We start from the raw sequence: 22,930 nt of genomic DNA on the forward strand, positions 1-22,930 counted from the left end.
GGCAGTGTCCTCAAGGTTGATGGCAGCGGGCGGGTGCGGTTTCGAAATACACCGAGGGGTCTGCTTTTTCCGGCAGTTCGAAGCGCAACTGGCAGCGGCTGCCGTCCGCTCGGGTAATCCATAAGGCTGGCTGCTCAAGCACATTGGGCAAGAACACCTGGCTGCCTTCCTGGACCAGGGTGACAAACTCGCCACGCGCGCTGCTGACGGAGGCCCCCGTGGGCAGCGGTGCGCCCTGGTCAGTGCTGACTGTGAGCAGGGCGCGGCGCGTCAGGCCCACGCCAAACTCGACCCGGTCCACGGCACCGCGCCCGGCCGAGATCATCGCCAGGCCGTTGCTGATGTCGGCATTGCGCGGCAACGAACGGGTCTGCACTTCCACCAGGCTGCGGCCGTAGGCGTTGACCTGAGGCACCACCGCCTGGCCTTGCCAGTCGGTCCAGACCGGGCCGCTGGGGGTGCTGAGCTTGACGCCGCTCATGTCGCCCACCGACACCAGGGCGAAGGTGTCGCGCACGGGGTAGGGTGAAAACGTCACGCCGTCGCCGTGCATCACCACTCCGCCACGTGCGCCGCCTTGATAGCTGGAGCGCTCGCTGTCGGAGCGGCTGTAGCTGACGTCCAACTGGCTGTAGCGCGGCAGTGCCGACACGCCCAAGGTGGTTTCCACTTGACGGTCGCGGCTGTCGTGTTCGGCGCTGACCCGATAGCTGAGTTGATCGTCCAACTGTTCAGTGACGCCCATACCGGTGCGGTTCTCACCGGCAGAGTTACGCACCCAGCCACGCACCCGGCGATTTTCGCCCAGTGGTGCACTGATGTTCAGGTACACCGCATTGTCCTGTTGCTGGCGCCCGCCCATTTGCCATTCGGCACTGGCCGACAATGACACGCCGCCTACACTGGTGCCCCAGGAGGCCAAGGCACGGCTGCTGCTGTCGCCATCGAAACGGCTGGCCCGTGAAAACCCGGCACTGAATGCGCCGAGCCACGGATGGGCCCAGCCGAGCGTTATGCTTTGTTGATCGCGATAGCGTGAGTGCTGCTGGCCGGTGTCCCGTTCGTAGGTGCTTTCTTCGAGTTCGCGATAGCCGGGGGTGCGCCAGGAGTTGGCCGCGCTGAATGACCATTGTTCGCTCAAGCGCTGGGACCAGGACAGATCGGTTTGTGCGCCGCTGACCTGTTCTCTGCCACTGGCATCGGACAGTTGCGTCGACAGCTGGATCTGGCTGTCCAGCCACGGCAGCCAGCCCAGGCTGGCACCGGCAGAGCGATACTCATCGGCCGCCAGCAGGCCGCCGCCCAAAGTCACTTGCGGGTGCACGGTGCCTGTCCAGCCGGCGCTCACCACCCAGGGATCATCGCCCTGGGCATCGCCGATATTCCGCACCCGTCCGGCGGCGACCGAGTAACCCGGTGCAGGCAAACCGAGGCCGAGCATGGCGGCCGGCACGGTGAAGCGTCGTTCGCCGCCGACGCTTTCCTTGACCGTGACCTCCACGTCCGAACGGGTGTTCAAGCGTCGTACGTCGTTCAGCGCAAACGGCCCGGCGGGTACGACGGTGGAGTGAATCAGCGCGCCGTTCTGCCGGACTTCGATTTGCGCCGCACTGTTGGCGATGCCTTCGATCACCGCGCCCTGGCCTTGCTCCAGCAGGGCCTGCTCGGTCAGCACCTGTACGCCAGTGATCTGTGCGCCGGACAACACCGGGTTGTAGAGGTTGATCTGCCCGGCCTGCAACACCGCTTGATGGCTGGCAAAGGTGCGCTGGGCATAGGCCTCCAGATGGGTCGTACGCGAGAGGCCATCCTGCCAGGTCTGCACCTGACGGCTGCGCACGATCCAGTCACCGGCATTGAAGCCGACTTCAGTATTGGCCGAGCCAAACCGGCTGGCGTCACCGCCATAGCGGTTGTAGAACCCGGTCAGGTCGTAATTGAGCAACCCGGCAAAGCCGCCGGTTTGATAACCCGATACATCCTGGGGTGTTGGCCGCAGGGCTTCGGTGGGCACTACCAGCTGCACCGACAGGTTGGCGGGATCAGGCTCCACCAGGCTTTGCGGGTATCGCGCGATGAAGTCATGACAGTGCTGGTCGTCGTCAGGAACCACCAGGTTGGCGGCGTCCAGCAAGGCGCGGTCGAAGCACAGTGTGCCCTGCTGATCAAAGCTGACCCGCACCCGCTCACGTTGCTGACCGTTGACCCGCAGGCTGACCAGATGTTGCCCGGCGGTAAAGCGCGGCGCATCCAGCAGCAGGCTGGCCAATTGCGGGTCGATGCCCCGTTGGTGCAGGGTTATGGCGTCGAAGCCGGACGCCGGAGCGCCCTCTGCCCAGCCTTTGGCCGGCAGCAAGGCGCACAGCAGCAACGTGATCGGCAAGGCGGGGCGGGGCGGTGTTTCGGGCATGGCTTTGCCGTCACGGTAACTCAATACTGTTTTCACGAAAGGCACTCGAATAGTGAACGCCCAGGCCCGGTTTTTCCGGCGCACGCAGGCGTTCCGGTGATAGTCAATGAGCTATCACTTCGTTATCCAGGCATCTGGCGCGCCTGTTTTGTGGGGTCAGGGCGTGATGGGTGCTTCGTAGGCCGCAACGGCAAATCCGTACACCGTGGCTGGCTGTAACTGGACTTTACTAGCTGGCCCTCCGCTGGCCGGCACGCTCAATGCTTCACCCGGCAGCACATAGGTGCGCGGCAACATGGCCTTGCCGTCACCGGGCAGCAAACGCAGCTCCTGTGCCAGGCGCACCACATAGGGCGTGTCGTTACGCACCTGCAACATGCCATCGCGCAATGACCAGGTCAGGTCAGTCCAGGGCGTGCGGTTAAGTGCCAGGCCCTTTGGATGCACGATCACCGGAAGGTTCTGGCGCACGGTCACACCCACGCGTGCATGGCCTGCCTGCGTAGCGGCCCGGCCCTGGGGCATCCCTTCGAAAATCGCGCGCTTGAGGCGCTGGGTTTTCAGTGGCGTCTGGTTTTGCAGAATGAAACGCACCAGTTGCGATTTGGACGGTTCCACCCGTGACAGCGGCGGCGTGACCACCAGCAGCGGCTCAGTGTCTTCGGGGACGTCTTGCAGGGTCACATGCAGCAGGGCGAGTTTGCTGTCGGTATTGGTCACCGAAATCGCCACCTCGCCCTCGGCTTCGTGAACGATCACCACAGAGCTTTCGGGCACCATGCCGTCGGCTTTGACTTGAGTGCCGAGCAAGAGCATCAGGGCGATAAAACCGGCGGCGGTGTTTGAACATAACGTCGTCATGACGGGGTATCCGTTGAGGCAAAAAAGTTAGAGGTAGCGCAAGTCCAGCACGATGGAACCATCAAGCGGCACGTCTCGATCCAGGGTCAGGTGCTCTGTGGCGTCGATTACCGTGTCGACCCAGAGCTGGCTGAACAACTGGCTGATGAAGTCGGGCTGGCGCTCGCCTTGTAGTGCAAAGCCCATATAGGTCTGTGGTGTGGCAGCGGACTGCGGGACCCAGGTCTCGCCGTTGTTGATCGATGCCAACGCCTGCATGTGCTGTCCATCCCCTATCGAGTCGCGGTAGCTGAGCGACACCGACCCCAGGCGTTGTCCCGGTACATGAGCGTTGGCTCCAAGGCCGAATGTTCCGGGGGTTATCGCGGACTCCGGACGGTTGTCGATACCCACCAGGGCAAACAGCATGGGGCGTGTGCAGATCACGCTTAATTCGAGCACCCGCCCGGGCAGTGCGGTAGGTGCCGAGGCGTTCAGACGGTAGGTGGGAATCTTGCCGTGTTCGACGGTGCCTTCATCGGACAGCTCGACGCGGCAGGCATCGGGCGTGAGTCTGCCAGTGACCGTGAGGTCGACAAGCGAGTCGGCAATTACTTCGTTGGTGGTTAGCGGCAAAAGCAGTACTAGAAAGCGAGCATACGAATTCATCGGTTCATCACTGGCACACATAAGCACGACTGTGGGAAAACCCATGCCGGGCATATGCCCCGGCATGGTGGGCAAGGCATTACAGGTACTTCACTTCAAGTGTGGCCGAGCCATCAATGGGTACTTCGTTGCTCAGGTCCAGGCTGTCGGTGCGGGCGATGACGGTCTCGACCTGCATATCCATGACGACCTCTTTGGCGGATAGCGGTTGAGTGTCGTCATCCATGGCTGCAACGGACATGTACAGGCCCGGGTCCCAGAAGCGCTCGCTGTACCAAGTGTTACCCGCGTCATTGGAGGCAATCGGTTGCACTGGTACGCTGTCGGCAATCGGGTTGCTCAGGATCAGGTTATACCGCCCCAGTTTCTGGTTGCCGTTGATCAGTCCCAGGCCGTAGCTGGTAGGACCAGTGGCTGAGCCGGCGCGGTTGTCGACCGAGTGCAGGGCAAACTGAATGGGCGCATCACATATCACGGCGATGGTCATGGTGTGAGTGCCGATCAGCGTCGGGTTGTCCGGGCGCAGGTCTTTTGCCGAAATCTTGCCGTGATCGATCACCCCGCCGCTAGACAGGCTAGGGGTGCAGGCGCTGGGGACGATCAGGCCTTTGACGGCCAAGTCCACCGTGGAGGCCGCAAAAGCGGCTGGGGACGCGAGTAGCAGGCAGGCAGAGAGAGTGCTAAAAATTTTTTTCATGGCGGGCGAGTTCCTTTCGGTTGCATTTTTCTGCAGTAATTACAGATAGTTGAGTTGCACAGTGGCATGACCATCCATGGGGACTTCATCGATGAGAGTCAGGCGTTCGGCAGGTGCGATATGGGTATAAAGGCTGAGCTGTGCGTCCAGGTTCTTGACGGCGATGGGCACCAGTTCGTTGCCCATCGCAACAGCGGTCAGCATGACGTGATTGAGCGCCACTGCCGCTTTCCAGGTCATGCCGCCGTCCTCCGAGACGATGGGGCGGGCGGGTATGCCGTCGGCGACCAGCTCGCGCAAGGCAAGGGCTGCGCCCCCCAATTTCTCTCCGTCGGGTGTCATGCCCAACCCATGCCAGTTATCATGATTGGCCGAGCTGCCGGCGCGGTTGTCGATGGTGTTCAGGGTAAAAAAGGTCGGGCCTTCACAGCGCACGCTAAACTCCATCGACTGGTTGGGCAGTGAGGTGAATTGTTCAGCATTGAGTGTCTTGGCCGACATCTTGCCGAAATCGACCACGCCGTCACTCGACATCAAGAGTTCGCAGGCGCTGGGAGTGATGCTTCCTTTGATGGCGAGGTCCGTGTTACTGGCTGCAAACACCGTTGGCGTGAATAGCAGTACCAGCGCAGCGCGAGTGGCAAATGTGCTCATGGATAAAGAACCTTTGTGAGAAGAGGTCGATGGACGGGGGGGTTAGGGCTACAGGTAAACCACTTCCAGAGTGCCGGAGCCATCGATGGGCTCTTCGTTACTCCAGTCGAACTGGTCTGCACGTGCGATCTGGGTCCCTACTTCAAAATCCAAGGTCAGGTCCTTCACCGGAATCGGCATGCTGGCGTCGTCCAGGGCGCCTACGCCCCATAGGGTCTGTAGTTCCCAGGCCCACTCCGCATACCATGTTTGCCCGCCATCTATAGAGGCGATCGGTTGAACGGCGGTGTTGTCAGCAATCATGTTTCTTGGCGTCAGGGAAAACCTCCCCAACTTCTTGTTGCCATTAATCAGGCCAAGGCCGAAGTCGCTGCCTCCGATGGAGGTACCCGTGCGGTTATCAATGGGCCTGATGGCGAAGTGGGTTGGTGCTTCGCAGTTGAGGGAAAATTGCAACATAACCCTTGGCAGGGACGTAGGGTTGTCCTGCACCAGATCTTTTGAGGCGATCTTTCCGTGATCGACCACGCCTCCGCCTGCAATTACAGGCGTACAGGCACTTGGGGTGATCACGCCTTTTACGGTCAGGTCCACAGTGCTGGCTGCAAAGGCGGGTAGAGTGGTCGCGAGCAACAGGGCGGTGCTCATCAGGGACATCTTCATTTCAGGTTGTTCCAGTGCAAAAACAGACGAATTACAGTGCCAGGGCAAAGCCTGACGTTGGAGAGGGGCGCAATTTATCGGGCGACCTGAGGCGGGGGGAATACAACTATTACGACAATGCTGGAGTGCACTGAATAGCGTCGGAAGAAATCCGAGCATGTGTAGGAAGTGTTGAGCTTTCGTAGTTGTTGTATCGCCATAAAAATGGTCATAGGGATACTTGGTGGGTTTTTAAGCAGTCATTTGAATGTCAAAAGAGGGCAGTAGGACCGACCGTAACAACGAGGTGATCATGCCGTCCTGCCCACCGCCTGGCGAAGTGCCTGACCTGCAATCGGCACTGTCGGCCCATTGGCAGCATGTGACCGTATTGGTGGTGGAAGACCATTCCACCTACCGCGCCTTGCTGGGCTGGTACCTGGGGGCGCTCGGGTTGGGATTTGAGCTGTTCAGCGATGGGCGCAGCGCCCTGGCAGCGATCGTCAGCCGGCCCTTTGATCTGGTGATCACTGACTGCCAGATGCCCCTGATGGATGGCTACCGGATGACCCGCGCCATCCGTCTTCGCGAGCGCATCAACGGCCTGGCACGCATGCCGGTGATTGCCTTGACCGCCAACCTGACACTCCACGATCAGCAACGATGTCGCGCCGCCGGCATGGACGCCTGGCTGCGCAAACCCCTGATGCTGCAACAACTGCGCAAGGTGTTGCTGTACTGGTTGCCCGGCCCCGGTGCGCTGCCGCCGGTGCGCAAGCCCACCCCGCCCGGCGTGGCATGGCCCACCCGTGCTGATCTTGTCCAGACCTTCGGCAGCCAATCGGCGGTGGACATGATGCTCGCAAGCCTGCTGGTCGCCGCGCGGGAGGACAGTGCACTGCTGGAACATGCGCGCCTCACGTGCAATACGGCAATGACTGCCGAGCGTTTGCATCGCCTGGTGGGCAGTCTGGCCTTTCTGGGTGGGGTTGGCCTTGAGGCCAGAGGCGTTGAGTTGATTGAGCAGGTCCAGGCTCACGGCGTGATGTCGGTCAGGGCCGAGCTGGAAGTGTTCCAGGCGGACCTGCAGGCCTACATCACCTACTTGACCAGCCTGTAGGAGGCCGACGGTTTGCCGAGTGTTGATCGGTTTTTTTATGTAGGTATTTTCTTTTTGTTTTGTGGGGAGTTGCTTATTGGCTACCAAACACTGGACGAGACTCCCGGCTCATTGTCGTGAGCGGTTGTTGAGGATCGCCCACGGCGCTATTTTGCCTGCGTCCAAGTTGCCATCATCCGTGGGTGCCTATGCTTCAAGTAATTATTGCTGACGATCATCCCATTGTGCGTATCGGGCAGCGGGTCGTGATCGAGGCGAATGGACGGTGCAAAGTAGTGGGGGAGGCCGATGGGCCCGATGAGTTGCTCAGGCTGCTGGGCAGCACACCCTGCGATGTGCTGGTGACCGATTTCGCCATGCCGGGTGGCCAGCAGGCTGACGGTTACGGCCTGCTCAGCCTGTTGCAGCGCCAGTACCCGGGGTTGCCGGTGATTCTGGTGACGATGTTCGCCAATGTGGCCACGTTGCGTGCGTCGTTTGCCCACGGGGCACAGGCCATTGTGGCCAAGAGTGCCTCGGCCAAGGAACTGCCTCTGGCGATTAAGGCGGTCAGTGAAGGCAAGACCTTTGCCAGCGAATGTCTGAGAGTACAAATGGTGGAGGCGGGGACCGGGGATCAGTCTCAGCAGCCGCAGCTGTCGGACAAGGAGCGGGAGGTGGTGCGCATGCTGGCCAGCGGCATGACCGTGAGCCAGATCGCCGCACGGGTCAATCGCAGTATTTCAACCATCAGCAAACAGAAAAGCACGGCGATGCATCGGCTGTGCATTTCCACCGATGTGGACCTGTTCGCCTACGCGCGTAGCTGTGGCATGGTGCCTTAGCGCTTAGCCTGCGGTATTAGCCTGGTAAATGCCGATAGTGTTCCGCGCGTTTGCGCACTATCGTACGCAACCCCTATGGCTTTTCGGAACCTGTCCATGAGCGACGCCCATAACGCTTTGATCACCGAGTTCTACAGCGCTTTCCAGCGCCTTGACGCCGAGGCGATGGCGGCCTGCTACACCGATGATGTGGTGTTCAGCGACCCGGCCTTCGGCGAACTGCGCGGACGTGATGCCGGCGATATGTGGCGCATGCTCACCACCCGCGCCAAAGACTTCTCCCTGACTTTCGACAACGTGCGCAGTGATGACCACAGCGGCGGCGCGCATTGGGTCGCCACCTACCTGTTCAGCGCCACGGGCAACACCGTGGTCAACGATATCCAGGCGCGGTTTGTGTTCCGCAACGGCAAGATTTGCGAGCACCACGATCACTTTGATTTGTGGCGCTGGTCGCGGCAGGCACTCGGCACCAAGGGCCTGTTGTTGGGTTGGACGCCGTTGGTGAAAAACGCCGTGCGTGCCCAGGCCAATAAAGGCTTGAAGGCATTCCAGGCCAGTCGTTGATACGCTGGGTGTTCCACTTGTCTGTTGAACCTGGCCGTGACTGATCCCGTCGAACCCAAACCTTGGTACGTCTACCTGGTGCGCGCCGCCAATGGCTCGCTGTATTGCGGCATCAGCAACGACCCGGTGCGCCGTTTTGCCTCGCATCAGAGCGGCAAGGGCGCACGGTTTTTTCTCTCCAGCCCTGCCGTTGCGCTGGTGTACACCGAGCAGTGCGCGAGCAAGGGCGACGCGTTGCGTCAGGAACGCTTGATCAAGAAGCTGAAGAAGAGTGCGAAGGAGTGTCTGGCGGCGAGTGGTTCATTGATCTGACTGATGGGTTCCCATCACGCCACCTGAGCAAGATGCGCGCTAAGCTGCGGGTTCATTTGTTAGGTGGACCCCAGCATGTCTGAGCTAATTCTGCACCACTACCCCACATCCCCCTTCGCGGAAAAAGCTCGGCTGTTGCTGGGCTTCAAAGGGTTGTCCTGGCATTCGGTGCATATCTCCCCGGTGATGCCAAAACCGGATCTGACGGCCTTGACGGGCGGCTATCGTAAAACCCCGGTGCTGCAAGTGGGCGCCGACATTTATTGCGACACGGCCCTGATCGCCCGCCGCCTGGAACAGGAAAAAATTGCACCTGCGTTGTTTCCTCTGGGCCAGGAAATGATCACCCAAACCTTCGCCACCTGGGCCGACAGTGTGGTGTTTGCCCACGCGGTGAGCCTGGTGTTCCAGCCGGAGTCGGTGGCGGTGCGTTTTGGCAAGTTGCCGCCGGAAGCGATCAAGGCGTTTCTCGCCGACCGCGCCGCGCTGTTCAGCGGCGGCACCGCGAGCAAGCTTCCGGCCGAGTTGGCCAAGCATCAATGGCCGGCGATTATGGCGCGGCTGGAGCAGCAATTGCAGCGAGAGCCGGGCGACTTCCTGTTTGGCGAACCGTCGATTGCCGACTTTGCCCTGGCCCACCCGCTGTGGTTTCTCAAGGCCACGCCGGTGACCGCGCCGTTGGTGGACGCGTATCCGGCCGTGTCGGCGTGGTTGGGCCGTGTGCTCGGTTTTGGCCATGGCACCGCGAGCCAGATGACCGCCGAGCAGGCGTTGGAAATCGCACAGAAGGCCACACCGGCGCCGTTGCCGGAAGAAGTGTTCGAGGACTTGAATGGCTTCCAGGTCGGCCAGCAAGTGACCATCAGCGCCATCGATTACGGTGTCGACCCGGTCGCTGGCGAATTGCTCTTCGCTGGGCGCGAAGAACTGATTCTGCGCCGCACCGACGAACGCGCCGGTACCGTTCACGTGCATTTCCCGCGTTTCGGATTTCGCATTCAGGCGCAATAAATAAAAATATTTGCAAATACAGGTGAGGTAAATCGCCAGCCCATCCGTGTAGTGCTTGAAACTGCGATCTATTCGCATTAACGGCGCTTTCTACACGGGTTCTCACAGCATGAAGTCGACGGCAGGCGGTTTGGTTAAACAGTGGCTGGGAGCCTCGGTATTAGCGGTGTCGGGGTTGGCATTGCTGCCCCTGGGCGTGGCTCAGGCGCAGGAGCAGCAAAGCGCCCAGTTCACCTTTGCCCTGGCTGCCAAACCGTTGCCCCAGGCCTTGAGCGATTTCAGCCGGGTCACCGGGATCAGCGTGATCTATACCGATGAAGCGCCTTACGGCCTCAGTGCCCCGGCGGTCCGCGGGCAAATGAGCGCGACCCAGGCCCTGCAACACTTGCTGGCGAACTCCGGTTTTACCTTCCGCCAGATCGACGCCCGCACCCTGGCCCTGGAACCTGTGCCCACCGAGGGTGCGCTCAACCTCGGCGCGACCACCATCAGCGGTGTCGGCCAAACCGAGGACAGCACCAGCTACCAGCCGCCGCCCACCAGTTCGGTGATGCGCTCCCGTGCTTTGCTGCTGGAAACCCCGCAAACCGTCAATGTGGTACCCGCCCAAGTGCTGCGCGACCAGACCCCGCGCAACCTGGATGACGCCCTGGCCAACGTCAGCGGCATTACTCAGGCCAACACCTTGGCCAGCACCCAGGACGCCGTGATGCTGCGCGGCTTTGGCGACAACCGTAACGGCTCGATCATGCGCGATGGCATGCCGGTGGTGCAGGGCCGCGCATTGAACTCAACCGCGGAGCGGGTCGAAGTGCTCAAAGGCCCGTCGTCGCTGTTGTATGGCATCCAGGACCCGGGCGGCGTGGTCAATATCGTCAGTAAAAAGCCGCAACTGACCCAGGCCACGTCCCTGACCGTGCGCGGCTCGTCCTTCGGCGACGGCAAGAACGGCAGCGGCGGCAACCTCGACACCACCGGCCCCATCGGCGATTCGGGCCTGGCGTATCGCCTGATCCTCGACCATGAAGACGAAGACTACTGGCGCAACTTCGGCACTCACCGCGAGTCGCTGGTGGCGCCATCCCTGGCCTGGTACGGCGACACCACCAAGTTGTTGTTTGCCTACGAGCACCGCGAATTTCTTTCGCCGTTCGACCGCGGCACGGCCATCGACAAGTCCAACCACCCGCTGGACATCCCGGCCACCCGCCGTCTGGATGAGCCATTCAACAATATGGAAGGGCGTTCCGACCTGTACCGCTTTGAAGCCGACCACGACTTGAACGACGACTGGAAAGCCCACTTCGGCTACAGCTGGAACCGCGAAACCTACGACGCCAGCCAGGTGCGCGTCAGCGCGGTGAACACCAACGGCACCCTGACCCGCAGGATGGACGGCACCCAGGGCGCGATCACCACCGACCGCTTCACCACGGCCAGCCTGGAAGGCAAGATCAATGTGCTGGGCATGCAGCATGACTTGGTGTTCGGCCTGGACGACGAGTACCGCAAGGTCTACCGCGCGGACCTGATTCGCCAGGCCTCGCGCACCACGTTCAACTACAACAACCCGGTGTATGGCAACGAAGTCGCGGGCACTACGGTCAGCGCCGCCGACAGCGCCCAGACCGACCTGCTGCGCAGTGACTCGCTGTTCTTCCAGGACGCGATCCACCTCACCGACCAGTGGATATTCGTGGCGGGCGCGCGCTACCAGATGTACGACCAATACGCCGGCAAAGGCGTGCCGTTCAAGGCCAACACCGACGGCAACGGCCAGGCCTGGGTGCCGCGTGCGGGGCTGGTGTATCGCTACACCGATGAGCTGTCGTTCTACGGCAGCTACACCGAATCATTCAAGCCCAACTCCACCATCGCTGCCTTGGCCGATGGCAGTACGCTGACCGGTGACCTCACGCCGGAGGAATCCAAGTCGTGGGAGCTGGGCGCCAAGCTCGACATTCCTGGGCGCATCACCGCCAGCGCGGCGTTGTTCAACATCGACAAGCGCAACGTGCTGGTGTCGGTGGGTTCTGGTGCGAACACCGTCTACAGCATCGCCGGTCAAGTGCGCTCTCGTGGCCTGGAACTGGATGCCAGCGGCCAATTGACCGACAAGTGGAGCCTGATCGGCAGCTACGCCTTCACCGATGCCGAAGACATCAAGGACAACGACCCGACGCTGCAAGGCAACCGCCTGCAAAACGTGGCCAGGCACACCGGCTCGTTGTCGGTGGCCTACGACTTCGGCAACATTTTCGGCGGTGATCAGTTGCGCGTCGGCACGGGTGCGCGGTATGTCGGCGAGCGCGCAGGCGACGCCGCCAACGATTTCGACCTGCCGGGCTACACCGTGGCGGATGCGTTCGCCACCTACGACACCCGGATCGACGGGCAGAAGGTCAAGTTCCAGGTCAACGTGAAGAACCTGTTCGACCGCGTCTACTACACCTCGGCGGCCAGCCGCCTGTTTGTGTCCATGGGCGATGCGCGGCAGGTGTCGGTGTCCAGCACCCTGGAGTTCTAAACCCCAGCCCGCTCGCCACAAAGGTACGGAGCTGTTAGCGTTGCGGCCATTAATGGCTTTGCGGAACACGGTACCGATGCACTTTGGACGATGGCTACACCTGCTGTGCCTGAGCATTTTACTGGGCGGCTGTGCGAGTGTTTCGCAGCCGTCCACGTCCTCGACGCTGGACCGCCTGTTGGCCGATCCTGCCCTCAACGGCGCCACGGTTTCGGTCATGGTGCGCGACGCCCGCAGTGGCGGCACCCTCTATCAACACAACCCGCGCACACGCCTGATCCCTGCCTCCAACCTCAAGTTGCTCACCACTGCTGCGGCGATGGATGTGCTGGGGCCGCAATACCGCTTTTCCACGCAACTGCTGAGCAACGGCCCGCAACAAGGTGAGCGCCTGGTCGGCAACCTCTACCTGCGCGGCTTGGGTGACCCGACCACCCAGTTCGCCGACTACCAGGCACTCGCCGCCCAACTGGCGAGCCAGGGCGTGCGCCAGGTGCAGGGCGACCTGGTGTTCGACGACAGCTTTTTCGACGCCGAACGGCTGGGCGTCGACTGGGCCCAGGACGATGAAAGTACCTATTATGGCGCGCAGATTTCGGCGTTGACGGTGTCACCCAATGCGGATTTTGACGCGGGCACCCTGATCGTCACGGCCAAGGCGCCGGTCATTGCCGGCCAGCCGGTGACTGTTTCTTTAAGCCCACCCACGGATTACGTGCAACTGAGCAACCGCGCCGTCAGCGGCCCCGGCAACAGCTATGGCATCACCCGTCAGCACGGCACCAATCTGCTGCAACTGACAGGCACGCTGGCGCCGGGCAAGCAAAGCCGGCAGTGGGTGAGCGTGTGGGAGCCGACGCAACTGGTGGCCCATCTGTTCGAGCAGGCCCTGGCGCAGCAGGGTATCGAGGTGCTGGGGCGCAGGGTGATTGGCGGTGCAAGCCCTGGGACGGCCAGGGTGCTGGCGGAGCATCAATCGGCACCGTTGCAGGCACTGATCACGCCGCTGCTCAAGCTCTCGAACAACAACATGTCCGAAGCGTTGCTCAAGGCCATGGGCCGTAAAACGGCGAACGCGGGGACGGCGGCGGCGGGTGTGGCGGCGGTAGCGGCATTTATGCAGCGCCAGGGCCTGGACCCGGCGACGCTCAGCCAGGTGGATGGCTCGGGTTTGTCGCGGCGCAACCTGGTGTCGGCGCAGAACCTGGCGGACCTGCTGCTGGTAAGCGCCAGACAACCCTGGTTCGACGCCTGGTACAACGCCTTGCCGATTGCCGGCAATGCCGACCGTATGACCGGCGGCAGCCTGCGTTATCGCCTGCGCGGGACGGCTGCCGAAAACAACCTGCACGCCAAGACCGGCTCCATGGCCGGGGTGTCATCATTGAGCGGCTACATCACCGATGCCGAAGGGCGGCGGTTGGTGTTTTCGATGATCAGCAATAACTACTTGAGCGATGCAGCGCCGATCCGCGCCCTGGAAAACCGCCTGGCCGTGGCCCTGGCGCACTGGCACGACTGATTCAGGGCTGATAACCCATCCGCCAACTCACGGCCTGGGTCGCCGCCAGCAAACGCTGCGCCGCCGGGCCATCTTCGTCGGCATGGAACAGCGAGGTGGGGCCAACCACGGTCATCACCGCCGCCACTTGCCCAACCGCGTTGAACACCGGCGCCGACAGCGCATCCACCCCCGGCATCAGCAGGCCATGCACAAAGTGCAGGCCACGGCTGCGGATCTGCTCGCAGGTGATGGCGTAAGCCTGGTCGTCGGCCAGGGCGTGGGCGAGACCGGCCTGGATTTCACGCTCACGCAACTCGACGGTTTCCCGCGACGGCAGGAAGGCGCTGAACACCAGCCCGGTGGACGAGCTGAGCAGCGGCAACACCGAACCCAATTGCGTCACCACCGTGACTGCGCGCACCGCCGGCTCGATCTGCACCACCGTCGCGCCCTGGTTGCCCCATACCGCCAGGAAGCAGGTTTCATTCAACTCGTCGCGCAGTTCTGCCAGGGGCATCGCGCCGACTTTCAGTACGTCCATGCTGCCCAGTGCGGCCAGGCCCACCCGCAGCGCCTCGCGGCCCAGGCCATAGTGGTTAGTGGCGGTGTTCTGTTCGGCAAAACCAGACGCGATCAACGCCTGTAAATAACGATGCACCTTGCTTGCCGGCATCTGCACATGTTCGGCCAGGCGCGACAGGGACGTGGCGGGCGACAACTCGGCCAGGGCCTTGAGGATGTCGGTGCCCACTTCGGCCGAGCGGACTTTCTGTTTACCGGTGTCGCGGGGCTTTTCCATGGAAGGGCGAGAATCCGAGAGATGAATGGGCGTCTTTATAGCTTGACGGTCGATGGTGATCAAATTACGTTATGCGTAACTGGATTACGATAAAAACAACTGACCCCAGAGGAAGCTCCATGAACCTCGAATATCTTTCGGGCTTCGGCAATGAATTCGCCAGCGAAGCCCTGCCCGGCGCCTTGCCGGTCGGCCAGAACTCCCCGCAAAAAGCGCCCTACGGGATGTATACCGAACTGTTTTCCGGCACCGCCTTCACCATGGTGCGCAGCGAAGCCCGTCGCACTTGGCTGTACCGCATCCAGCCATCGGCCAATCACCCGGCGTTCATCAAGCTGGAGCGACAGCTGGCCGGTGGCCCTCTGGGCGCGGTAACGCCCAATCGCCTGCGCTGGAACCCGTTGGATATTCCTGGCGAGCCGACAGACTTTATCGACGGCCTCGTCGCAATGGTGGCGAACGCCGGGTCAGAAAAGCCCTCAGGCATCAGCATCCATACCTACCGCGCCAACCGTTCGATGGAGCGCGTGTTCTTCAATGCCGATGGCGAACTGTTGATTGTCCCCGAGCAGGGCCGCTTGCGTATCGCCACCGAACTCGGTGTGCTGGAGGTGGAGCCGTTGGAGATCGTCGTGCTCCCGCGTGGTCTCAAATTCCGCGTCGAACTGCTGGATGCGCAAGCACGCGGTTATGTCGCGGAAAACCACGGCGCGCCGCTGCGCCTGCCGGACCTTGGACCTATCGGCAGCAACGGCCTGGCCAACCCCCGTGACTTCCTCACGCCGGTTGCCCACTACGAAGACCTGAAACAGCCTACAACCCTGGTGCAGAAATTCCTCGGTGAGCTGTGGGCCTGCGAGTTGGACCACTCACCGCTGAACGTGGTCGCCTGGCACGGCAACAACGTGCCTTACAAATACGACCTGCGCCGCTTCAACACCCTCGGCACCGTGAGTTTCGATCATCCCGATCCGTCGATCTTCACCGTATTGACCTCGCCCACCAGCGTGCACGGCCTGGCCAACCTCGACTTCGTGATCTTCCCGCCGCGCTGGATGGTCGCCGAAAACACCTTCCGCCCGCCGTGGTTCCACCGCAACCTGATGAACGAATACATGGGCCTGATCCAGGGCGCCTACGACGCCAAGGCCGAGGGCTTCCTGCCCGGCGGCGCGTCGCTGCACAGTTGCATGAGCGCCCACGGCCCGGACGGCGAGACCTGCACCAAGGCGATCAACGCCGAGTTGGCGCCGCACAAGATCGACAACACCATGGCCTTCATGTTCGAGACCAGCCAAGTGCTGCGTCCCACCCAGTTCGCCCTGGACTGCCCGCAACTTCAACCTGCTTATGACGCGTGCTGGGCCTCGCTGCCCAACACCTTCAACCCGAACCGGAGATAACCCATGACTCAGCCCACTTCTACCCAAAGCTGGGTGGCCTGCGCCAATGGCCACCGCGACTTTCCTTTGCAGAACCTGCCGTTGGGCGTGTTCAGCATCAACGGTTCGGCCCCGCGCAGTGGCGTGGCGATTGGGGACTGCATCTTCGACCTGCATGCCGCTCTGGAAGCATTTGAGGGTGAAGCACGCCGAGCGGTTGAAGCGACCGCGGGCGGCCAGTTGAATGCGTTTTTTGAACTGGGCCGTGGCCCGCGTGTTGCGCTGCGTGAGCGCCTGTTGGAACTGCTTGCCGAGGGCAGCCCGCTGCAAGCGCGTGAGGCGCAGGTACTGCACCGTGCCGCCGATTGCCAGATGCATGTACCGGCCCGGATCAATGACTACACCGACTTCTACGTCGGTATCGAGCACGCGCAGAACGTCGGCAAGCTGTTCCGCCCCGACAACCCTCTGCTGCCCAACTACAAGTACGTGCCGATCGGTTATCACGGCCGCGCCTCGACCATTCGCGCCTCCGGTGCCGATGTGCGTCGCCCCAAGGGCCAGACCCTGCCCGCCGGCCAGACCGAACCGACCTTCGGCCCTTGCGCACGGTTGGATTACGAGCTGGAACTGGGCATCTGGATTGGCCAGGGCAATGCCATGGGCGACTCGATTGCCATCGGCGACGCCGCCGAGCACATTGCCGGTTTCTGTCTGCTCAACGACTGGTCTGCGCGGGACATCCAGGCCTGGGAATACCAGCCGCTGGGGCCGTTCCTGTCGAAAAGCTTCATCACCACGATTTCGCCTTGGGTCGTCACGGCCGAAGCACTGGAACCGTTCCGCAAGGCGCAACCGGCTCGTCCCGAGGGCGATCCGCAACCACTGCCGTACTTGCTGGATAAACGTGACCAGGCCGCCGGTGCCCTGGACATTGAACTGGAAGTGCTGCTGACCACCGCGGCCATGCGCGAACAGAACCTCCCGGCGCAGCGCCTGGCCCTGAGCAACAGCCTGCATATGTACTGGACTGTGGCGCAACTGGTGGCACACCACAGCGTCAACGGCTGCCAGTTGCAGGCCGGTGATCTGTTCGGTTCCGGGACCCTGTCCGGGCCGCAGGAAGGGCAGTTCGGCAGCCTGCTGGAGATGACCGAAGGCGGCAAGAAGGTCATCGAATTGCCATCCGGCGAAGTGCGCAGGTTCCTGGAAGACGGTGATGAAATCATCCTGCGCGCCCGCTGCAACCGGGACGGTTTCGCCTCCATCGGCTTCGGCGAATGCCGTGGCACTGTGGTCGCCGCACGTTAAGAGGGCAGGGTGATGGAACTCTATACCTACTACCGCTCCACCGCGTCGTACCGGGTGCGTATCGCCTTGGCCCTCAAGGGCCTGGACTTCACGGCGGTGCCGGTGAACCTGCTGGTACCGGCGGGCGGCGCCAATCGCCAGCCGGAGTACCTGGCAATCAACCCTCAAGGCCGCGTGCCGGCCTTGCGCACCGATGACGGCGAACTGTTGATTCAGTCTTCGGCGATCATCGAGTACCTGGACGAACGTTATCCACAGGCGCCGCTGCTTTCCAAAGACCTGGCCACCCGCGCCCACGAGCGTGCCGTGGCGTCGATCATCGGCTGTGATATCCATCCGCTGCACAACTCCAGCACCCAGAACCTGCTGCGGCAGTGGGGGCACGATGAGGCGCAATTGCTGGAATGGATCGGTTACTGGATCAGCCAGGGACTGGGCGCGGTGGAGCAGTTGATTGGCGATGCGGGGTTTTGTTTTGGCGAACAGCCTGGGCTGGCGGATACGTTTCTGATTCCCCAGCTGTACGCGGCGGAGCGCTTCAAAGTGCCGTTGGCGGCGTATCCGCGCATTGGCCGGGTGGCGGCATTGGCGGCGCAGCATCCGGCGTTCATTCAGGCCCACCCCGCCAACCAACCTGACACCCCATAACGCTCAAGGCTTGCACCGTCCCTTCCGCAGTGGATTTGCGTCACCTACCAATAAAAATAAACAGGTACCTTGCGATGCACAATCAGATTGCCAGCTTTCGCGCGGCACTCGACGCCCGTCCGGTGTCGCGCTATCAGTGGTTGATCCTCCTGTTGCTGGCGTTGCTGCTGGTGACCGATGGCTACGATGCTCAGGTGCTGGGCTATGTAGTGCCGGCTTTGGCGTCGGATTGGGGATTGGAAAAAGCTGCGTTCGGCCCGGTGTTCAGCGCCAACCTGCTGGGGCTCACATTAGGCTCGCTGCTGGTGACGCCTTTGGCTGACCGATTTGGCGTACGGCGCATCTTGCTGGGCTGCGTGTTGATCTATGCCTGCCTGACTCTGCTGATGGTGTTCGCCCACTCACTGACCTCCCTGATGGCTGCACGATTTATCTGCGGCATCGGCATGGGCGGCGCGATGCCCAGCGCCATGGCGTTGATGTCGGAATATTCGCCGCCGCGCCTGCGCACTCTGATGGTGACCTTGGCGGCGTGCGGGTTCTCGTTCGGCGGTGCGGCGGGTGGGTTTGTGGCGGCGGGGTTTATCGACAGCTTCGGCTGGCAAGCGGTGTTCCTGGCCGGTGGCGTCACACCGTTGCTGTTGTTTCCGTTCCTGGTGTGGCTGCTGCCTGAATCGTTGCCGCGCCTGTTGCGCGATGCACCGCCGTATCGGCGATTGCGCAACGTGACCTCGCGCATGCTGCCCGACTGGCAACCGCCGCCGGCGAACGAGGCAGAAAACCTTCAAGCGCAGGGCAGCAAGCTGACGGTGGTCGAGCTGTTCCGCCATGGCTATGCACGTCCGACGCTGCTGATCTGGGCGACCTTCTTTGTCAGTCTGATCTTGCTGTATTTCATGATCAGTTGGCTGCCGTCGCTGTTGCTGGAAAGTGGCCTGGCGCTGAATCAGGCCAATTTGGTGACGTCGATGTTCCTGTTTGCCGGCACCTTGGGCGCGATCGGCATGGCCTGGTTTGCCGACCGGCTCAAAAGCAAGGTACGCCTGCTGTCCGGTGTGTTGGCGGCGGCTGCGGTGTGCACCGTTTTGCTGGGGCTGAACCACGACAATTCGCACTATCTGGTGGCCTGTGTGTTTGCGGCCGGGTTCTGCATCATCGGGGGACAATTGACCCTCAATGCTTTCGCCAGCAACTTTTACCCGGCGCATGTGCGTGCCACCGGTACCGGTTGGGCACTCGGTGTCGGGCGCTTTGGTTCGATCCTGGGGCCGTTGTTTGGCAGCATGCTGCTGGCGATGCATATTCCGGTGCAGCAGATTTTTTTCTTCTGCGCGATACCGGCGGTGATGGCGGCATTGTTGATTATTCAGGTCCGATCACCAGGGGGTGATGTGCCGAAGAGCGCGCTGCCTGGCGATATTCTCAAGGCGCCTGAGTGTTAGTGCACCACTGAATTGGGCGGCAAGTGCCCTAGCCGCTCGGTCAGGCGCAGGCGTTGGATCGGATCTTCACTGAGCATCAGCGCGTGTTCCAGGTCAAAACGCTCGGCGTTCGGGCAGTCCAGGCGTTGATACAGGCTGGCCCGTGCCAGGTAGTCGGCGGCATTGGCGCTGCCCAGTTCCAATACGCGCTCGGCGTCCACCAGGGCTGCCAGCGGGTTGTCGTTGGCGAGGTGCAACTGGCGCAGGTTGCGCGACAGTCGTTGCAGGATAGAACGCGCGTCGGCGGTGTGCAGGTGGTCGGCCTGCAACTTGAGGTTGGGCCCGTACTGGCGTTGCAGCAGTTCACGGCAATCGTTGGGGTACAGGCGCCGCCCGCCGCACGGGTCCAGCAAGTGATCGGCACCGGGCACCCGCAGCAGGAAGTGCCCGGGGAAGTTCACGCCAACCATCGGTATCTCCAGGCGTCGCGCGAGCTCCATGGCAATTAACCCCATGGCCAGGGGTTGCCCGCGTTTGCGCTGTAGCACCTTGTCCAGCAGTGCGGCGGCAGGGCGCAGCGGGGTGAAGTCATCCTGGGCAAACCCCAGGTCATTCATGCGCCGCAGCAGTGGTTGACCCAGTTCATCTGCCGGCAGCATGGGCATGCTCAGGCTGACCTGTTGTTGCAGTAAGGCCAGGTTCTGCAGGATCTCCAGCGGCTGCACCGCCGGGTCGTGCTCGGCGGCGATCCACAGCGCTGCTTCGAACAGCGCCGGCGGCGAACGTTGCAGGCAGGCGAAAAAGGCTTGGCGGGGCTTCATTGCGTTCTCCGGCGGATGCCCCCGTTTTAGCCTTGCTGAGAATGTTCGTCTAGTGGCTTAAGAAATATCCCACGTTCTTATGTCGCAAGCCCTGCAAAATCGGGCGGCTTATTCCAGTGCACTTCGGCAGTTTTCTGCCGCCAGCCTATACTTGGCGACACCAGAAGTGATTCGGGAGCTTGACGATGTTTGCTCTCATGCACAGCACCCGCCTTGAATCGCTGCACCTGAGCGTCGACCCGGTGACGGGGCTCAAGGCGGTCATCGCCATTCACAACAGCCGCCTGGGGCCTGCCTTGGGCGGCTGTCGTTATATCGCCTACCCCGACGACGAAAGCGCCGTGGCCGATGCCGCGCGCCTGGCCCAAGGCATGAGCTACAAGGCGGCCCTGGCCGGGCTGCCGGTAGGCGGTGGCACGGCGGTAATCCTGCGTCCCGCCCATGTGGAAAACCGGGCTGCGTTGTTTGAAGCGTTTGGACGTTGTGTCGAGCAACTCAATGGGCGCTACATCACCGCTATCGACAGCGGCACCTCGGTGGCCGACATGGATTGCATCGCCCAACACACCTGTTTCGTCACCAGCACCACCGCCGCTGGCGACCCTTCGCCCCATGCGGCCATGGGCGTGTTCGCCGGCATTCGCACCACCGCCATGGCCCGCCTGGGCAGCGACAACCTCGAAGGGCTGCGCGTGGCAGTCCAGGGCCTGGGCAATGTCGGTTATGCACTGGCCGAACAACTGCACGCCGCCGGTGCCGAATTGCTGGTCAGCGACATCGATCACGGCAAGGTGCAACTGGCCATGGAACAACTGGGCGCCCACCCCATCGCCAATGACGCGTTGCTCAGCACCCCCTGTGACATCCTTGCGCCCTGCGGCCTGGGCGCGGTGTTCAACCGCACGAGCGTGGGCCAACTGCGCTGTGCCGCCGTGGCCGGGTCCGCCAGTGCGCAACTGACCAACCTGCAAGTGGCCGACCAACTGGAAGGGCGCGGCATCCTCTACGCCCCCGACTACGTGATCAACTCCGGCGGCCTGATCTACGTCGCCCTCAAGCACAGCGGTGCCGAACTGCCGACCATCACCGCGCACCTGTCCAACATCGGCAAGCGCCTGACCGAAATCTACGCCCACGCCCAAGCCGAAAAACGCTCCCCGGCACGGGTGGCGGATGAACTGGCCGAACGCCTGCTCTACGGATGAGCACGCATTAAAAAGGCCCTGAACCAATGATTCAGGGCCTGTTCAATTCGGGCTTTATTCCGCCGCTGCGTTGAGCAACTCGGACAACGCGTCCGGCTGGCTCTTGAAGGCCTTGGCAAACACATCGCGATTCTTCGCCATGTAGATCCCGGCTTCTTCCACCTGCTGCTCGCTCAGGGACGGCACGGCTTTTTGCAACACTTCTGCCAGCAACTCAGCGAGTTCAAGCATTTTGTCATGACGGTCAGCTTCGGCTTTATCCATGAACAAACGCTCCAGATCTCGGCTGCTGCGGTATACCACTTCGACGGCCATTCACCACCTCACATGCCTTCACGATAGTTGTCTTTTGCGACTACTGTATTTATATACAGCTAAAAGGGTAAGCCAAACCGTGGGGTTTGGGTAGCAGTTTTTTAATGTAGCCCGTAAATACAGGTTTGGCGTGCCTCATATCACCCCGCCATCATCTCATGCCAGTGCTGGCCTTTTTTCTGCATGCAGAACAACCGTCACGTTCAACCCGCATTATCCGGTCGAGTCGACCTAAGGAAGTACCCTCGTGAAAATCAACTGGGCCGAAAAGCTGCGTCTGCAAGTCCATGGGCTGGCTGAGTCGCTGGGCAATCTGTTCGTGGAGTCGTTCCACTACCTGGCGCTGTTCGCCATTGGTGCAGTAACCGCCTGGGCGGCGGTGATGGAATTTCTGGGGATGCTGGAGAACGGACACATCAAGATCGATGACATCTTGCTGCTGTTCATCTACCTGGAATTGGGCGCCATGGTCGGGATTTACTTCAAGACCAACCACATGCCCGTACGCTTCCTGATCTACGTGGCGATCACTGCGCTGACCCGTCTGTTGATCTCCAACGTGTCCCATCACAACCCGCCGGACGTAGGCATCATCTACCTGTGCGGTGGGATTTTGCTGTTGGCGTTCGCGATTCTGGTGGTGCGCTACGCTTCGTCGGCGTTCCCGTCGGTGAAGGTCGAAGGCCCGCGCCGCAAGGGCCAGACGAGCCTGGAAACCGAGAAGGGCGAGCTTTAAAGCCCGACGCTGAAGGGCAGGGTGCGGCTGGGCGGTCGTTGCAACAATTGGTGATCGCCATCCGTCATCACCGCCAGGATCTCCATGGCGCTGTGGCCCTGCTCAATGGCGATGCCGAACTGGATGCTCTGCACCAGGCGTTTGAGTCGTTGCGGGTCGTTGCGTTGTTCGGCGCTGATCATGCGTTTGGCGACCACGCCATCCTCATTCGAGAGGGTGAGCATGATGCTGCCGTCCAGCCGTTGGATACTCAGGTTGACCCGGTAGGTTGGGGTAAAGGTGTCGGTGATGATCTGAAAAGGATTGTCCATGGTGCGTTACCGCCTGATAAGAACATGCAGTCATTGACGACCGGTATCGGGATTAGTTCGCGTCTCCTGACCACCGGCCAAAGTCCGTTTCCCTCAAAAGCTGTACAGCAAGGGGCGTGCCGTACACGCAATGTGGGAGGGGCTTGCTCCCGATAGCGGTGTGTCAGCCAATAGATGCTTGGCTGAAAGACTGCTATCGGGGGC

General features: G+C 61.7%; 23 protein-coding genes. 13 read left to right on the plus strand and 10 right to left on the minus strand.

Annotated elements, in window-relative coordinates:
• Positions 1-10: 10 nt before the first annotated feature.
• The 6 genes from AOA60_RS14330 to AOA60_RS14355 all read right to left on the minus strand — a co-directional run bounded on the left by AOA60_RS14330 (position 11) and on the right by AOA60_RS14355 (position 5,918).
• Positions 11-2,410 carry a fimbria/pilus outer membrane usher protein gene (locus AOA60_RS14330; protein WP_178075361.1) on the minus strand — a complete coding sequence of 800 codons (2,400 nt, stop codon included), beginning with the start codon at positions 2,408-2,410 and terminating at the stop codon, positions 11-13.
• A gap of 156 nt (positions 2,411-2,566) precedes the next feature.
• Positions 2,567-3,271: a fimbria/pilus chaperone family protein gene (locus tag AOA60_RS14335; protein ID WP_099584964.1), complete on the minus strand. Its 705-nt coding sequence runs from the start codon at positions 3,269-3,271 to the stop codon at positions 2,567-2,569.
• Between the two features lie 27 nt (positions 3,272-3,298).
• A complete protein-coding gene (locus AOA60_RS14340) occupies positions 3,299-3,919 on the minus strand; it encodes a DUF1120 domain-containing protein (RefSeq protein WP_256592833.1) in 621 nt (206 codons plus the stop codon).
• Positions 3,920-3,998: 79 nt separating this feature from the next.
• Entirely contained in the window at positions 3,999-4,616 is a 618-nt protein-coding gene (locus AOA60_RS14345) for a DUF1120 domain-containing protein (protein WP_099584965.1), read from the minus strand.
• 39 nt (positions 4,617-4,655) lie between these two features.
• Positions 4,656-5,270: a DUF1120 domain-containing protein gene (locus tag AOA60_RS14350; protein WP_099584966.1), complete on the minus strand. Its 615-nt coding sequence runs from the start codon at positions 5,268-5,270 to the stop codon at positions 4,656-4,658.
• Positions 5,271-5,318: 48 nt separating this feature from the next.
• The gene (locus tag AOA60_RS14355; protein WP_244653796.1) at positions 5,319-5,918 is read right to left on the minus strand and encodes a DUF1120 domain-containing protein; all 600 of its coding nucleotides are present in this window, start codon (positions 5,916-5,918) and stop codon (positions 5,319-5,321) included.
• A gap of 307 nt (positions 5,919-6,225) precedes the next feature.
• Between AOA60_RS14355 and AOA60_RS14360 the strand changes: the two genes are divergently transcribed.
• From AOA60_RS14360 to dacB, 7 genes are all read left to right on the plus strand, one after another.
• Positions 6,226-7,032, plus strand: coding sequence for a response regulator (locus AOA60_RS14360; protein WP_099584968.1), 807 nt, complete (start codon positions 6,226-6,228; stop codon positions 7,030-7,032).
• Between the two features lie 188 nt (positions 7,033-7,220).
• Positions 7,221-7,856: a response regulator transcription factor gene (locus AOA60_RS14365; protein WP_099584969.1), complete on the plus strand. Its 636-nt coding sequence runs from the start codon at positions 7,221-7,223 to the stop codon at positions 7,854-7,856.
• A 96-nt stretch (positions 7,857-7,952) separates the two neighbouring features.
• On the plus strand, positions 7,953-8,423 hold the full coding sequence (locus tag AOA60_RS14370; protein ID WP_099584970.1) for a nuclear transport factor 2 family protein: 471 nt from the start codon (positions 7,953-7,955) through the stop codon (positions 8,421-8,423).
• A gap of 36 nt (positions 8,424-8,459) precedes the next feature.
• Positions 8,460-8,735, plus strand: a complete 276-nt coding sequence (locus AOA60_RS14375; RefSeq protein WP_099585028.1) for a GIY-YIG nuclease family protein — start codon at positions 8,460-8,462, stop codon at positions 8,733-8,735.
• A 75-nt stretch (positions 8,736-8,810) separates the two neighbouring features.
• Positions 8,811-9,746 (plus strand): glutathione S-transferase family protein, encoded by a 936-nt coding sequence (locus AOA60_RS14380; RefSeq protein ID WP_099584971.1) that lies wholly within the window; start codon positions 8,811-8,813, stop codon positions 9,744-9,746.
• 109 nt (positions 9,747-9,855) lie between these two features.
• Positions 9,856-12,273 (plus strand): TonB-dependent receptor, encoded by a 2,418-nt coding sequence (locus AOA60_RS14385; protein ID WP_099584972.1) that lies wholly within the window; start codon positions 9,856-9,858, stop codon positions 12,271-12,273.
• A gap of 76 nt (positions 12,274-12,349) precedes the next feature.
• Positions 12,350-13,795, plus strand: a complete 1,446-nt coding sequence (gene dacB, locus AOA60_RS14390; RefSeq protein ID WP_099585029.1) for a D-alanyl-D-alanine carboxypeptidase/D-alanyl-D-alanine-endopeptidase — start codon at positions 12,350-12,352, stop codon at positions 13,793-13,795.
• A 1-nt stretch (position 13,796) separates the two neighbouring features.
• On the opposite strand, the gene AOA60_RS14395 is transcribed toward dacB, so the two are convergent.
• The gene (locus AOA60_RS14395; protein WP_099584973.1) at positions 13,797-14,576 is read right to left on the minus strand and encodes an IclR family transcriptional regulator; all 780 of its coding nucleotides are present in this window, start codon (positions 14,574-14,576) and stop codon (positions 13,797-13,799) included.
• 119 nt (positions 14,577-14,695) lie between these two features.
• On the opposite strand from AOA60_RS14395, the gene hmgA reads away from it, so the two are divergent.
• The 4 genes from hmgA (at position 14,696) to AOA60_RS14415 (ending at position 19,359) form a co-directional block, all read left to right on the plus strand.
• Positions 14,696-15,979 carry a homogentisate 1,2-dioxygenase gene (gene hmgA, locus AOA60_RS14400; RefSeq protein WP_099584974.1) on the plus strand — a complete coding sequence of 428 codons (1,284 nt, stop codon included), beginning with the start codon at positions 14,696-14,698 and terminating at the stop codon, positions 15,977-15,979.
• A 3-nt stretch (positions 15,980-15,982) separates the two neighbouring features.
• Positions 15,983-17,269: a fumarylacetoacetase gene (fahA, locus tag AOA60_RS14405; RefSeq protein ID WP_099584975.1), complete on the plus strand. Its 1,287-nt coding sequence runs from the start codon at positions 15,983-15,985 to the stop codon at positions 17,267-17,269.
• A 12-nt stretch (positions 17,270-17,281) separates the two neighbouring features.
• The gene (maiA, locus tag AOA60_RS14410) at positions 17,282-17,917 is read left to right on the plus strand and encodes a maleylacetoacetate isomerase (RefSeq protein WP_099584976.1); all 636 of its coding nucleotides are present in this window, start codon (positions 17,282-17,284) and stop codon (positions 17,915-17,917) included.
• Positions 17,918-17,991: 74 nt separating this feature from the next.
• Complete coding sequence (locus tag AOA60_RS14415; RefSeq protein ID WP_099584977.1) at positions 17,992-19,359, plus strand: aromatic acid/H+ symport family MFS transporter; 1,368 nt, start codon at positions 17,992-17,994, stop codon at positions 19,357-19,359.
• On the opposite strand, the gene AOA60_RS14420 is transcribed toward AOA60_RS14415, so the two are convergent.
• Positions 19,356-20,159 (minus strand): SirB1 family protein, encoded by an 804-nt coding sequence (locus AOA60_RS14420; RefSeq protein WP_099584978.1) that lies wholly within the window; start codon positions 20,157-20,159, stop codon positions 19,356-19,358. The genes AOA60_RS14415 and AOA60_RS14420 overlap by 4 nt on opposite strands.
• A gap of 185 nt (positions 20,160-20,344) precedes the next feature.
• Between AOA60_RS14420 and AOA60_RS14425 the strand changes: the two genes are divergently transcribed.
• Positions 20,345-21,364 carry a Glu/Leu/Phe/Val dehydrogenase dimerization domain-containing protein gene (locus AOA60_RS14425; RefSeq protein ID WP_099584979.1) on the plus strand — a complete coding sequence of 340 codons (1,020 nt, stop codon included), beginning with the start codon at positions 20,345-20,347 and terminating at the stop codon, positions 21,362-21,364.
• A gap of 54 nt (positions 21,365-21,418) precedes the next feature.
• On the opposite strand, the gene AOA60_RS14430 is transcribed toward AOA60_RS14425, so the two are convergent.
• Positions 21,419-21,679 carry a YebG family protein gene (locus AOA60_RS14430; protein WP_003171979.1) on the minus strand — a complete coding sequence of 87 codons (261 nt, stop codon included), beginning with the start codon at positions 21,677-21,679 and terminating at the stop codon, positions 21,419-21,421.
• Positions 21,680-21,926: 247 nt separating this feature from the next.
• Between AOA60_RS14430 and AOA60_RS14435 the strand changes: the two genes are divergently transcribed.
• Entirely contained in the window at positions 21,927-22,415 is a 489-nt protein-coding gene (locus AOA60_RS14435; protein ID WP_099584980.1) for a phosphate-starvation-inducible protein PsiE, read from the plus strand.
• On the opposite strand, the gene AOA60_RS14440 is transcribed toward AOA60_RS14435, so the two are convergent.
• Positions 22,412-22,726, minus strand: coding sequence for a DUF3509 domain-containing protein (locus AOA60_RS14440; RefSeq protein WP_099584981.1), 315 nt, complete (start codon positions 22,724-22,726; stop codon positions 22,412-22,414). The genes AOA60_RS14435 and AOA60_RS14440 overlap by 4 nt on opposite strands.
• Positions 22,727-22,930: the final 204 nt, after the last annotated feature.

The organism is Pseudomonas sp. 2822-17 (assembly GCF_002742485.1).
In the GTDB taxonomy this organism is placed as follows: domain Bacteria; phylum Pseudomonadota; class Gammaproteobacteria; order Pseudomonadales; family Pseudomonadaceae; genus Aquipseudomonas; species Aquipseudomonas cyclaminis.